Consider the following 13315-nt stretch of genomic DNA (forward strand, 5'->3'; position numbering starts at 1 on the left):
GCCAAAGTGAGACTATCCGTCGCCCGGAAAGTTTCCGCGCTTGAAGGCTTCTCACGCCTGGAGGGGTGCCATGAGAACTCTCTACTCCGCATTGACGTTGTGCATCGCGATTGCCGTTGGCGCGCCAAACGCCACTTACGTCACCCTGCCCGGCTATGCATTCAAGACGAATCCGAATTGTCAGCGCCGCGAACCAAAGACCAAATTCGACAGAAGGTGCGACTGGCCGAGCCTGGGCTTCAAGGATTTTACGCCTCCTCTCGTGACCGTGCTTGGGATCTGATGAGCGAGCCCGGCTCGCACATCATCGCAGCCCGGTTATGCCTGGCAGCCTGAAGGGCTTCACCCCTTCGCCAATTCCTTGTCCACGGCGGAAACCAGCCGCGAATCATCGGCCGTCACATCAGGCGCGAAGCGGGCCGCCACCTGGCCGTCACGGCCGATCAGGAATTTTTCGAAGTTCCAGAGGATGTCGTCCTTATCCCCGTCTGAAATGCCGTGGGATTTCAGGCGTTCGCGCATCGGGCCGTCGCCTGTCGTCGGCACGCCTGATTTGGTCAGTTGCCGGTAAAGCGGATGCTGGGCCTCACCCTTGACCGAGATCTTCGAGAAAATCGGGAAGGTGACGTCGTAGGTGCTGGTGCAGAAGTCGAGGATCTCGGCGTCGGTGCCCGGCTCCTGGCCTTTGAAATCGTTGGCGGGGAAGGCAGCGATCACGAAGCCGCGCTCGCGCTTTTCTCCATAGAGCTTTTCGAGCCCTTCATATTGCGGCGTCAGCCCGCATTTCGAGGCAACGTTGACGATCAGGAGCACCCTGCCCTTGTATTCGTCAAGCTTGGTCTCACGGCCATCCACCGTCTTCACAGGGATATCCAGCACGTTGCCCGTCACGGGAGCCTCCATTTCAAAAGATTATTTTCGCCGAGCTTAGCGATCTCGCCGCCGTTGTCACCAGCGCCGGGGCCAATCGGGCTTCAGGACAGAGCCGGTGCAGCTTCCGGCCGCACCGGCTCCGAAAAGCCATCAGGCGGGAGACGTTTCCCTCACATCGTCGAACAGGAAGTGCACGACGATGTAGTCGGTCTTGTAGTGGCGGCCGCTCTCCGACACGGCGTCGACGCTGCCGCCGTCCTTCGGATGCCAGGCATGGTAATGAGGATTGGTGGTGATCAGCGTGATGGCCTTGCCGGCGAAATTTTCGTCGCCCAACCGGAAGCGCATCTCGGCGAGCGGCCAGATTCGTTCGTAATCCTCCATGGTGATACGCGCCTTCAGCGCGTTGCGATGCAATGGCGCCTCGCCGGCCTCGGCGGGCAATTCCAGCACCACCTCTTCGGCTCCGCTGATGATGGCGTTGAATTCTTCAGGCCACATGCGTCTCATGAAGTCGCTCCTCCCGAGGCTCTTTCGTCAGTCCACAGATGAAACTTAGCGGTTTGCGCGAAAGAAGCAAATTCCCGTCATGCGGTTGTCATCAGCATCGGCTGCTCCTACTTTCCTCTCGAACTCCATCAGGGCCGCCAGCCGCCCGCAATCCCGAGATCAGAGATGAAAACACGTGAAGAAAGGCAGGCGCTCCGGGCGAGCATGCCGCGCACGCCGCTCAGCGCCCATCATATGGAAAACGCCCGGCTGCTGCCGGATCGCGGCGAACTGCTCTATCGGATCCCGAACGGCGGCATCGGCGTCGAGGTGGGAGCTGCCTTCGGCGAATATACGGCTGAGATCCTGGAAAAGAATCGCCCGGCGCAGCTCTATCTCATCGATCCGTGGTCGATGGACCGCTACAGCTCCGGCCTCGATTCGATCCACACGCAGTTCGCGGCCGAGATCGAGGCCGGCCGGCTGCGTCTGATGCAGGGAACATCGCTCGAAAAGCTTGCCGAATTCGAGGACGATTTCCTCGACTGGGCCTATATCGATACCGACCATTCCTTCGAGCTCACCTGGCAGGAGCTTCTGCTCTGCGAAAAGAAGGTGAAGCGGACGGGGCGCATTGCCGGGCATGATTTCTGTACCGGCAATACGGTGAAGCCGATCGTCTATGGCGTCGTCGAAGCAGTCACCAAATTCTGCAAGGATTACGGCTGGCAATTCGAGTTTCTGACGGTCGAATCACACGCGCATTTTTCCTATTGCCTGAAGCGGCTCTAAGAGCTCATCCCCTGCCGGCATATTGCTCGTCGCTGACCTGCTCCATCCAGTCGGCAACGCTGCCATCCAGCGCCTCCTGAATGGCGATGTGCGTCATCGCCGTATCAGGGCCGGCGCCGTGCCAGTGTTTTTCGCCCGGCGCGAACCAGATCGTGTCGCCGGCGCGAATCTCCTGGATTTCTCCGCCCCAGCTCTGGGCAAGGCCCCTGCCTGATGTGACGATCAGCGTCTGGCCGAGCGGATGGGTGTGCCAGGCGGTGCGGGCGCCGGGCTCAAAGGTGACGGATGTTGCCCTCACCCGGGCCGGCGCCGGCGCCTCCATCAGCGGATCCTGGCGAACCGCGCCGGTGAAATAATCAGGCGACGGCTTGACAGAGGGGCGCGAGCCCATGGGTTTAATCTCCATGACAGTTCCTTTTCATCCATTGCGGTTGAAGCATCTGGACCCAACGATATTTCATCACCGCGGCCGATCAAGGCCGGATCGGCGATTGCCGCAGAGTCGCCTGCCTGATACGCCAAAGTCTTTCATGACCTACGGAGGATTTTTTCCATGAAACACCATGCTTTCGGCCGCATGCCGTTCACGGTCACCAATGTCGGCTTCGGCGCTTGGCAGATCGGCGGCTCCTGGGGCGATATCAGCGAAGCGGACGGCCGCGCGGCCCTGAATGCCGCGCTCGATGCCGGCATGACCTTCATCGATACGGCTGACGTTTATGGCGACGGCCGCTCGGAAAAGATCATCGCCGATGTTTTGAAGACACGCGGCGGCGCGCGTCCGATGGTCGCCACCAAGGCGGGCCGCCGCCTCAATCCACATGTCGCAGAAGGCTATAGCAAGGCCAATCTCGAAGGCTTCATCGACCGCAGCCTCAAGAACCTTTCCGTCGAAAGCCTCGACCTCGTACAGCTTCACTGCCCGCCGCGCGAAGTGTTTTACCAGCCCGAGGTCTTCGCAGGCCTGGACGAATTGCAGAAGGCCGGAAAGATCAAGGGTTACGGCGTCAGCGTCGAAAAGGTCGAGGACGGGCTGAAGGCGATCGAATATCCGGGCGTGGTCAGCATCCAGATCATCTACAACATCTTCCGCCAGCGCCCTGACCACCTGTTCTTCGCCGAGGCGCGCCGCAGGAACGTCGCGATCATTGCCCGCGTGCCGCTCGCAAGCGGCCTTCTCTCCGGCAAGATTACCCGAGATACACACTTTGCCAGCGACGACCACCGCAACTTCAACCGCCATGGCGAAGCCTTCGACGTCGGCGAGACCTTCGCGGGCGTACCCTTCGAGGTCGGCCTGCAGGCGGTCGAGGAAGTGCGCAAGCTGGTGCCCGCCGGCGCCACCATGGCCGCCTTCGCGCTGCGCTGGATCCTGATGGCCGAAGCCGTCACCGTCGTCATCCCCGGCGCCCGCAACGCCGAGCAGGCCAAGGCCAATGCGGCCGCTGCCGACCTCGCGCCGCTCGCAGCCGATGTCATGGCGGCAACGCGGGAGATCTACGCACGGCTGATCGCACCGCATGTGCATCAGCGCTGGTAGGCTGGAGCTACTTCTTTGTGAGGGCTGCGGCAGCGTGAGACCCCCTCATCCGGCTGCCGGCACCTTCTCCCCGTAAACGGGGCGAAGGGACCAAGCCGCGACCTCTCCATTCCCGCTCATGTCTCACAGGGCACGTCCCCTCTCCCCGTTTTTACGGAGAGAGGGCTAGGGTGAGGGGCAGCTTTCAGTTCGTCGCGGTCAAATCAACAGGGAAGAACAGCGTCTCGCCGGAGGAGTCGCTGACGCCGTCATTGTCGGTGACCGCGTAGGGCTTGCCCGATGCGTCGAAGGTGAAGCCTTCGAGCTTGTCGAGGACATAGCCGTTGGTCGCGGTCTTGAGTTCGCCGAGGAAGTCGTGGGCTTCGGTCTTCTTGACGACCGGCAGTTCGCCGCCGAGCTTGGCGGGCTTCAGCTCCGAAATCGCGACCTTGTAGAGCTTCTTCAGCTTGGCCGCGTCGCCGACGAGATTGTCGCGCTCGATGATGTAGACGCTATCGCCGTGGGCAGAAATCTCGGAGAGGCCGACCCAACCGCTTTCCGTCTTGTCGAGCTGATAGCGCACCGCGCCCCATTCCTTCTTCTTCGGATTGTAGGAGACGAGCTTGACGAAGCCCTTCTCGTCGTCGCCCCACTCGCGCTGAACGGCCATCCACAGCGTGGTATCGTCGCCGGTACCGATAATGGTCACGCCTTCGAAGCCAAAACGGATTTCGTTGGCGGCAAGCTCTTTCGGCAGGGCAATCTCGGCCTTGATGTCGCCCTTGGCATTGACATTGTAGAGGGCGTGCGGGACGAGACGTTCGCTGTAGCCCTCCGAGGCGAGCCAGAAGGAGCCGTCGGCGGCAGCGGCGATGCCTTCGATGTCGAGCTTCTGGGCCGGAGCACCATCACGCTTGACGACCAGCGCGTCGGTGATGACGGCCGGCTTCTTGCTCGCGTCAATCGTGTAGATCGTTGGCTGCGAGCCGAGAACGCTGTCGCTGACGGCATAAAGCATGCCCGGCTTGCCCGGAACGGCGGCAAGGCCAGAAAGGGCGGCGAAGCCGATCGGGTTGCCGTCCTTTTCGGCCGAGACGATCTGCGGATAGGCCTTTTCGCCTTCCGAACGCTCATAGATCATCACATGCGAGCGCGCGCCGCCATCCTTTCCGAGGTCGACTTCGTTGGCGGTGGCAAAGAGATTGCGCTGGGGAATGGCGACCGCGCCTTCCGGCGAGATGCCGGACGGCAGCAGCTGAATGAGCTCGGGATCGGCCCCGGTGTCCTTGAAGACGCCGACGATCGAGGCGCGCTCGGCAAGCAGGAAGAAATATTGCTCGTCGCCGAACTTTGCGGCTTCCAGGCCTTCCGGCTCCACGCCCTTTGATCCCGAACGGCTTTCCGGATAGTGGCCGATATGGGCGACGGCGCGTTCGAAGGAGGCGCCCGATTCGTAAAGAACCTTGCCCGTCTTGTCGAAGATGGTGAAGCCGCGCGACCCACCCTGGTAATCGCCTTCATTGGCCACGACGAGGCGGCTGTCGTCCAGCCACTTCACGGCGTCCGGCTCGCGCAGCACGCCCTTCGATTCGCCCGAGAATTTCAGGGCGCCGTCGCGCTTGGTGTCGATGCCGGAGAGATCGACGCTGCCGGCGGTAAAGTGCGTCTTCACCTGAGCGGTATTGGCGTCGATGATGACGATCTCGTTGTTTTCCTGCAGCGTCAGGGCAATTTCATTCAGGCCGTTGAAGGCGACAAACTCGGGTTCCGGATCTTCCGGGGCAACGCCGGCAAGCCCGGTCAGCGCCACATGCCTGATGGTGCCGCAATCGACGGTGCCGTTCTTGACCTGGAAGACGACGAGATCGCCTGCCGGCATCTGCGGGATCTTGCCGTCATTGACGTCTTCATCGCGCTCGTTCTCGATCGCGATGGCGCCGAGCGTCTTGTTCTTGTTGAGGGCGATCGAATCCGGCTGGCCGCCGAGATCGCAGCTGTTCTCGATCTTCTTCATAGCCACGTCGACGATCGCCAGACGGCCCGAAGGCTTGGCCTTGCTGTCGGAGGTGTTGACGGCAACGAGCGCCTTGCCGGCGCTCGACGTGACCGACGTCGGCTCGCCGTCCATCATCAGAGCGCCGCCTGATTTCGGAGCCTTGGCGTCGGTGATGTCGATGAAGCCGATCGCGCCGAGCGGGCTGTCGCTGTAGATCAGCGTGTTGCCATCGTCGGTCGCGGTGATGATTTCGGCGGAGGTCGGCGAAAGCTTGTCCTTGTCGTCAGGCAGGTTCTGGGCGACCGGGAAGGAGGCGATGCGGTTGAAAACCGGCTCGGCGGCGGCCGGAAAGGCAACGGATGCGAGAAGCACGGCAGCAAGCGCTGCCTGGCACGATGAAATCGTCATGAAATCCCCCATGTGTCGAATAGTCGAAACATGGGTTTTCTGCGGGACTGCCATGACAGAGACATGACAGTCCGCGACATTTCACAAGGAGGCCGCTTGCCTTTCCCGCCGCATCTCGCTTCGCATGATGAAGAGCGATGCGGAAAGGATGAGCGCAGCGCCCAGCCAAAGATAGCCGGCCGGCGCATAGCCGAAGAACAGCCAGCCGGCGAGCACGTTCAGTGGCAGCTTCAGGTCGTCGAACGGCTGCACATAGGCAGCATCGGCGCTGGCATAGGCAAGGGTCAGCAGATATTGCGCCACGACCGTCAGGAGGCCCGCCAGGAGGAAGAGCGCAAGTGTCATGCCCGTCGGCACCGCAAAGTCCGCGGCAAGCGCCAGGCCGCCGTTGATCGGTGTCAGCAGCACCAGCAGCCAGACGGTGATCGTCTCCGGCTTCTCGATGCCGGTCAGGCTCTTGGTGATGAGAGACGAGGCACCCCAGAGCAGTGCCGAGAGAATAGGCAGCAGTGCCGCCCAGGTGAAGTTGTCCGACCATGGTTGAAGGATGATCATCGCGCCGGCAAAGCCCACACCCGTCGCCGCCCAGCGGGCTGCGCCGACGCGCTCGCTAAGGAACAGGCGGGCGCCGAGGATGATGAAGAAAGGCGAGGTCATGACGAGCGCGATCGCCTGCCAGATCGGCACCGAGGCGAGACCCAAAATCCAGGCCTCGACGCCGAGCGCGGCAAAGATAACGCGTATGACATGCCGCCATGGATAGTCCGTTCGCATGGCCGAGAGACCGACCTTGCGCAGGAAGGGCAAAGAGAAAAGGAAGGCGAAGGCATATTGCCAGAAGGCTGCGGAGGCTGGCGGAAAGGCGAGCTTCACGGTCAGCCATTGAGTGACGACATTGAGGAGCGAGAAGGCCACGCCTCCAAGCACCATGAATGCTGCGCCGGCAAAGGCGCGGGAACGCGGGATTGCAAGGGAATTCTGATTCATGTCTTCCATCCAAAATAGGAACCAAACATAAATCAGGACGCATGAGGCGATGGCACGCAGGCCGGCAGTCCCCTGCCCGCACGCGGCCATGCTCATTCTCTTTCATCCGGACTGTGACCGTCGGCTCCGGAATCGCACCGGATCTGCTGACCCCTCCCCGGCCAAGGCTTTGGAAGGCGCTCGCGGGCTCAGGCCGCAGCCCTTACCGCCGGTGGGGACTTTCACCCCGCCCTGAGAACAGCATTGTTGGTAGAACAAAGCGCTGCATGCGGCAAGCGGCAAAACAAAAGGGGTTCGGCAATGCCGAACCCCTCGAAATCCTGCTCAGCCGTTCTCGTTTACGGCCGGCGGACGATCAAATCAGCCGTTGACGGCGTCCTTCAGGCCCTTGCCGGGCGTGAACTTCGGCACGTTGCGGGCCGGAATGTCGACTTCAGCGCCGGTCGACGGATTGCGGCCCTTCGTTGCAGCGCGATGAGAAACGGTGAAGCTGCCGAAACCAGCGAGGCGGATATCGCCCTTGTTCTTGAGTTCGGCCTGGACAACGTCGAAAACCGCGTCAACAGCGGAAGCCGCGTCAGACTTCGTCAGTCCTGCCTTTTCGGCCACTGCGGACACGAGTTCATTCTTGTTCATGTTTCCACCCCTTTCTAAATGGTATGAAACGACTCAAATGTAAGCTAGGCGCAGAATAGGTTTCATCAGGCCCGCCGGAAACCCAAAAGCCCTGCAAATCAAGGAAAAGCAAGCGTCTCCATGACGTTTTCACAAAAAAGGCTGGCGTTTCCGCCAGCCTTTTCTCGTCTTTTGCGCGAATTGGGCACAAATGTGGCAAATGCCACTCAATGCGCTATGGTCGCGCCCGTATCGTCGAGACCTTCGACCGACGTGATGACAGGCGTTTCCACCGTGCCGTCCCACTCGATCGGCTCCGGCCGCCGGATCAGCGCATGCTTGATCACCTCGCCCATGCGAGATACCGGGATGATCTCCATGCTGTTCTTCACGTTGTCCGGAATCTCCGCCAGGTCCTTGGCGTTTTCCTCCGGAATCAGCACCTTCTTGATGCCGCCGCGAAGCGCTGCGAGCAGCTTTTCCTTGAGACCGCCGATCGGCAGCACACGGCCGCGAAGGGTGATCTCACCGGTCATGGCCACATGCTTGTTCACCGGGATGCCGGTCATGATCGAAACGATGGCGGTCGCCATGGCGACACCGGCCGAGGGGCCATCCTTCGGCGTCGCGCCTTCCGGCACATGCACGTGGATGTCGTTCTTTTCGAACATCGGCGGCTCGATGCCGAAATCGACGGCGCGCGAGCGGACATAGGAGGCCGCCGCCGAGATCGATTCCTTCATCACGTCCTTCAGATTGCCGGTGACCGTCATGCGGCCCTTGCCCGGCATCATCACGCCTTCGATGGTCAGCAGCTCGCCGCCGACTTCCGTCCAGGCAAGACCGGTGACGACGCCGACCTGATCCTCGCCTTCGGCTTCGCCATGGCGGAAGCGCGGGACGCCCAGGTAATCGGCGATGTTGGCGGCCGTCACATGAACGGACTTCGTCTTGCCCTTGATGATCTCGGTAACCGCCTTGCGGGCGAGCTTCATCAATTCGCGTTCGAAGCTGCGCACACCGGCCTCACGGGTATACTGCTGGCTGATCGCCATCAGAGCATCGTCGCTGACCGAGAATTCCTCGGGCTGCAACGCGTGCTCCTTGATGGCCTTCGGCAGCAGGTGCCGCTTGGCGATCTCGCGCTTTTCATCCTCGGTGTAGCCGGCGATACGGATGATTTCCATGCGGTCCATCAAGGGTGCCGGAATGTTCAGCGTATTCGCCGTCGTGATGAACATCACGTCCGACAGGTCGTATTCGACTTCCAGGTAATGGTCCATGAAGGTCGAGTTCTGCGCGGGGTCGAGCACTTCGAGCAGCGCCGAAGACGGGTCGCCGCGGAAATCCATGCCCATCTTGTCGATTTCGTCGAGCAGGAAGAGCGGGTTGGACTTCTTCGCCTTCTTCATCGACTGGATGACCTTGCCGGGCATCGAGCCGATATAGGTACGGCGGTGACCGCGGATTTCGGCTTCGTCGCGAACGCCGCCGAGCGCCATGCGGACATACTCACGGCCGGTCGCCTTGGCGATCGACTGGGCGAGCGAGGTCTTGCCGACGCCGGGAGGGCCGACGAGGCACAGGATCGGGCCTTTGATCTTGGTGGCGCGGGCCTGCACGGCGAGATATTCGACGATGCGTTCCTTGACCTTGTCGAGACCGAAGTGATCGGCTTCGAGGATCTTCTCGGCATTGTTGAGATCGGCCTTGATCTTCGACTTCTTGCCCCACGGGATGCCGAGCAGCCAGTCCAGATAGTTGCGCACGACGGTGGCTTCGGCCGACATCGGGCTCATCTGGCGTAGCTTCTTCAGCTCCGCATCCGCCTTTTCACGGGCCTCCTTGGACAGCTTGGTCTTGGAGATGCGCTCCTCCAGTTCGCTCATCTCGTCACGGCCTTCTTCGCCGTCGCCGAGTTCCTTCTGGATCGCCTTCATCTGCTCATTCAGGTAGTATTCGCGCTGGGTCTTCTCCATCTGGCGCTTGACGCGCGAGCGGATGCGCTTTTCGACCTGCAGGACCGAAATCTCGCCTTCCATGAAGCCAAGAGCCTTTTCCAGGCGGGCCTTGACGCTGGTGGTCTCCAGCATCTCCTGCTTTTCGGTGATCTTGATCGACAGATGCGAGGCGACCGTATCGGCGAGCTTGGAATAGTCGTCGATCTGGCTGGCGGCGCCGACCACTTCGGGCGAAATCTTCTTGTTGAGCTTCACATAGCTCTCGAATTCGGAAACGACCGAGCGCGACAGGGCTTCCAGTTCGACCGGATCGTCATGCGGCTCCTCGAGCACATGGCCGAGCGCCTCGTAGAAATCCTCGCGGCTGGTATAGGCGTCGATTTCGGCGCGGGCGCGGCCTTCGACCAGAACCTTCACGGTGCCGTCAGGCAGCTTGAGCAGCTGCAATACGTTCGCCACGGTGCCGACATTGTGGATCGCGGAAGGATCCGGATCGTCGTCGCTGGCGTTGATCTGCGTGACCAGCATGATCTGCTTGTCAGATCCCATGACCTCTTCGAGCGCACGGATCGACTTTTCCCGTCCGACGAACAGCGGCACGATCATATGCGGGAAAACCACGATGTCGCGCAAGGGCAGAACAGGATATGCGGTGCTGCTCGCTACAGACGTTTTCTTCGTCATTTTATGTCCTTTCCATCGTCCCGTTGCCGGGCTCTCTGCACGGCCGCTTGGGACCGGCCGGCACTCTCACTTGGCACTACAAGTGGAGGTTCTGACTACGCTTTTCAAGCCACGCTAACGCCCGCGTTCCCCGGATGTGACAGCTTTATTACAACGGAACGCCAACACTATGAAACGCGTGGCTGGACCGGCGCTTACCACTTCCGACCCGGCTAAAATACAAACGCCAGCAATGGCTCACGGAATCGCTGCATCTTTGCCAAGCACCGCCCCTTGCGCAACATCGGCAAAGGCAATTCCGGTTCCCACCGGTAAAATACTAACAGTGCCTCGCATGGTTTTTCAAATAGAAAGGGGCCTGCCTAAGGCAAGCCCCTCAAAATAATGGTGCGAAAACCACAAGACTACGCGGATGCGTTGGCTTTTTCTTCCTGACGATCGGCATAGATGTAGAGCGGACGGGCCGAACCGCGCACGACTTCCTCCGAAATGACGACCTCGCGCACGCCTTCCAGCGTCGGCAGTTCGAACATCGTATCGAGCAGGATCTTCTCCATGATCGAACGAAGGCCACGGGCGCCGGTCTTGCGCACGATCGCCTTGCGGGCGATCTCGCGAAGCGCGTCCTCGTGGAAAGTCAGTTCCACGTCTTCCATCTCGAACAGGCGCTGATACTGCTTGATCAGCGCGTTCTTCGGCTCGGACAGGATCTGGATCAGCGCATCCTCATCGAGGTCCTCGAGCGTCGCCAGAACCGGCAGACGGCCGATGAATTCGGGGATGAGGCCGAACTTGACCAAGTCTTCCGGCTCCAGTTCGCGCAGCACTTCGCCGACGCGGCGGTCGTCCTGGGCCTTGACGGTGGCGCCGAAGCCGATCGAGGTCTTCTCGCCGCGGGCGGAGATGATCTTGTCGAGGCCGGCGAAAGCGCCGCCGCAGATGAACAGGATGTTCGTCGTGTCGACCTGCAGGAATTCCTGCTGCGGATGCTTGCGGCCGCCTTGCGGCGGAACGGAAGCGACCGTGCCTTCCATGATCTTCAACAGCGCCTGCTGCACGCCCTCGCCCGAGACATCGCGGGTGATCGACGGATTGTCGGACTTGCGCGAGATCTTGTCGACTTCGTCGATGTAGACGATGCCGCGCTGCGCACGCTCGACATTGTAGTCGGCTGCCTGCAGGAGCTTCAGGATGATGTTTTCCACATCCTCGCCGACATAACCGGCTTCCGTCAATGTCGTCGCATCGGCCATGGTGAAGGGAACGTCGATGATGCGGGCCAGCGTCTGGGCGAGATAGGTCTTGCCGCAGCCGGTCGGGCCGACGAGCATGATGTTCGATTTGGCCAACTCGACTTCGCCGTTCTTGGAGGCGTGCGCGAGGCGCTTGTAGTGATTGTGAACGGCGACCGACAGGATCTTCTTCGCCTGCCGCTGGCCGATGACGTATTCGTCGAGGACCTTGATGATGTCCTGGGGCGTCGGAACACCGTCGCGGGACTTGACCATCGAGGACTTGTTCTCCTCGCGGATGATGTCCATGCACAATTCGACGCATTCATCGCAGATGAAGACGGTCGGTCCGGCAATCAGTTTCCGGACTTCGTGCTGGCTCTTTCCGCAGAACGAACAATAGAGGGTGTTCTTGCTGTCGCCGCCGTTGCTGCCGCTGACCTTGCTCATATCACTTTCCTTCCAGCACGCCGCATTTCAAGGCGAAATCGCGGTCCACTCTATCAGCTCCTGGCGGCGCTCCGTTGCCGGAGCCTTTGCCGAGAAGGGCTTCAGGGGGTACGAACCGGTCCCAGTCAATCATGTGCGGGTCCCGGCGGCAACGAATTCCCCTTCGAATGCCAAATGCTATGTCATAAAAATTCAACATAGCATTAATAGTTACTATTAGCGTCTTCGTCGCCTGATGAAAGCCTTGTTCGATCACAAATGAGATAGAACTGTGGCGGCAAAAACACCATCCCAATTAATTACTAGGCCTGCTCGCCTTCCATCTCGAGGCGCGACGTCAGAACCTTGTCGATCACGCCCCAGCCCTGGGCCTCATCCGCATCCATGAAATGGTCACGATCGAGCGTCTTTTCAACTTCCTCATAGGTGCGGCCGGTGTGCTTGACATAGACCTCGTTGAGGCGGCGCTTCATCTTGAGGATGTCGCGGGCGTGGCGCTCGATGTCCGAGGCCTGGCCCTGGAAGCCGCCGGAGGGCTGGTGCACCATGATGCGGGAATTCGGCGTGGCGAAGCGCATATCCTTATGGCCGGCCGCCAGCAGCAGCGAGCCCATGGAGGCCGCCTGACCGATGCAGAGCGTCGAAACCGCCGGCTTGATGAACTGCATCGTGTCGTAGATCGCCATGCCTGCGGTGACGACGCCGCCGGGCGAATTGATGTAGAGCGCGATTTCCTTCTTCGGGTTTTCCGCCTCGAGGAAGAGAAGCTGGGCGCAGACGAGCGTCGCCATATGGTCCTCGACGGCGCCCGTCAGGAAGATGATGCGTTCCTTCAACAGGCGGGAATAGATGTCGTAGGAGCGTTCACCGCGGTTGGTCTGTTCAACGACCATCGGCACGAGGGCCATTGCGGTATCGACTGGGTTTCTCATGTGCGTCCTTTGTCAACGTCTCGCCGGCCGGCGCCGGGAATCAAAGAAAATGTCTTATCCCTACATAGAGTGTCCCTGCCCTTCTCTTCAAGACACGCATGAGGATAACGTTAAGAAGGCGGGGCAAGGCGGCTAAGCTTCGGCTCTGGCAGCCTCTTTCTCCCAAACCCCTGATGACGGCGAGCCCCAGGCGCCGTCTCCCCCGGCTTTTCTCCATGACAGGATGAAGAAAAGCTTACTCCATTCGACAGTGCTCACACACGTTTACCCCACGGAAAGCCTACCGGCAGATATCGGCGCAAAACCATGTCGCAGTGCAGCGGCATTAAGGAAGTAGCGATCTTCCTCGGCAAGGATGCAGCCTGACAGACAAGGGC

The 13315-nt window shown here is 60.6% G+C and carries 12 protein-coding genes and 1 riboswitch; of the genes, 3 read left to right on the forward strand and 9 right to left on the reverse strand.

What is annotated here, in order from left to right; genetic code table 11:
* The first annotated feature begins 70 nt into the window (after positions 1-70).
* Positions 71-283 (forward strand): hypothetical protein, encoded by a 213-nt coding sequence (locus ATY77_RS14735; RefSeq protein WP_088687909.1) that lies wholly within the window; start codon positions 71-73, stop codon positions 281-283.
* Positions 284-342: 59 nt separating this feature from the next.
* On the opposite strand, the gene ATY77_RS14740 is transcribed toward ATY77_RS14735, so the two are convergent.
* Both ATY77_RS14740 and ATY77_RS14745 read right to left on the reverse strand, forming a co-directional pair.
* Complete coding sequence (locus ATY77_RS14740) at positions 343-891, reverse strand: glutathione peroxidase (protein ID WP_088688228.1); 549 nt, start codon at positions 889-891, stop codon at positions 343-345.
* Positions 892-1023: 132 nt separating this feature from the next.
* Positions 1024-1383 carry a hypothetical protein gene (locus ATY77_RS14745; protein WP_088687910.1) on the reverse strand — a complete coding sequence of 120 codons (360 nt, stop codon included), beginning with the start codon at positions 1381-1383 and terminating at the stop codon, positions 1024-1026.
* A gap of 165 nt (positions 1384-1548) precedes the next feature.
* Here ATY77_RS14745 and ATY77_RS14750 point away from each other — a divergent pair, with 165 nt between their 5' ends.
* The gene (locus tag ATY77_RS14750) at positions 1549-2154 is read left to right on the forward strand and encodes a class I SAM-dependent methyltransferase (protein WP_088687911.1); all 606 of its coding nucleotides are present in this window, start codon (positions 1549-1551) and stop codon (positions 2152-2154) included.
* A gap of 4 nt (positions 2155-2158) precedes the next feature.
* Here the strand turns inward: ATY77_RS14750 and ATY77_RS14755 are convergent, their stop codons facing one another.
* Positions 2159-2560: a cupin domain-containing protein gene (locus ATY77_RS14755; RefSeq protein WP_088687912.1), complete on the reverse strand. Its 402-nt coding sequence runs from the start codon at positions 2558-2560 to the stop codon at positions 2159-2161.
* 147 nt (positions 2561-2707) lie between these two features.
* On the opposite strand from ATY77_RS14755, the gene ATY77_RS14760 reads away from it, so the two are divergent.
* Complete coding sequence (locus ATY77_RS14760) at positions 2708-3694, forward strand: aldo/keto reductase (RefSeq protein WP_088687913.1); 987 nt, start codon at positions 2708-2710, stop codon at positions 3692-3694.
* Between the two features lie 184 nt (positions 3695-3878).
* On the opposite strand, the gene ATY77_RS14765 is transcribed toward ATY77_RS14760, so the two are convergent.
* The 6 genes from ATY77_RS14765 to clpP form a co-directional block, all read right to left on the reverse strand.
* Complete coding sequence (locus ATY77_RS14765; RefSeq protein WP_190237634.1) at positions 3879-6089, reverse strand: esterase-like activity of phytase family protein; 2211 nt, start codon at positions 6087-6089, stop codon at positions 3879-3881.
* A gap of 69 nt (positions 6090-6158) precedes the next feature.
* The gene (locus tag ATY77_RS14770; protein ID WP_088688230.1) at positions 6159-7064 is read right to left on the reverse strand and encodes a DMT family transporter; all 906 of its coding nucleotides are present in this window, start codon (positions 7062-7064) and stop codon (positions 6159-6161) included.
* Between the two features lie 90 nt (positions 7065-7154).
* Positions 7155-7307, reverse strand: a riboswitch (FMN riboswitch).
* 117 nt (positions 7308-7424) lie between these two features.
* Positions 7425-7700, reverse strand: coding sequence for a DNA-binding protein HupB (gene hupB, locus ATY77_RS14775; RefSeq protein ID WP_003558438.1), 276 nt, complete (start codon positions 7698-7700; stop codon positions 7425-7427).
* 206 nt (positions 7701-7906) lie between these two features.
* The gene (gene lon, locus ATY77_RS14780) at positions 7907-10324 is read right to left on the reverse strand and encodes an endopeptidase La (RefSeq protein WP_088687914.1); all 2418 of its coding nucleotides are present in this window, start codon (positions 10322-10324) and stop codon (positions 7907-7909) included.
* A gap of 404 nt (positions 10325-10728) precedes the next feature.
* Positions 10729-12006 carry an ATP-dependent Clp protease ATP-binding subunit ClpX gene (gene clpX, locus ATY77_RS14785; RefSeq protein ID WP_004680013.1) on the reverse strand — a complete coding sequence of 426 codons (1278 nt, stop codon included), beginning with the start codon at positions 12004-12006 and terminating at the stop codon, positions 10729-10731.
* Positions 12007-12308: 302 nt separating this feature from the next.
* Positions 12309-12938, reverse strand: a complete 630-nt coding sequence (gene clpP, locus ATY77_RS14790; RefSeq protein ID WP_003573944.1) for an ATP-dependent Clp endopeptidase proteolytic subunit ClpP — start codon at positions 12936-12938, stop codon at positions 12309-12311.
* Between the last annotated feature and the right edge of the window lie 377 nt (positions 12939-13315).

The sequence above is a fragment of the Rhizobium sp. R634 genome (genome assembly GCF_002211305.1).
Classification (GTDB): Bacteria; Pseudomonadota; Alphaproteobacteria; order Rhizobiales; family Rhizobiaceae; genus Rhizobium.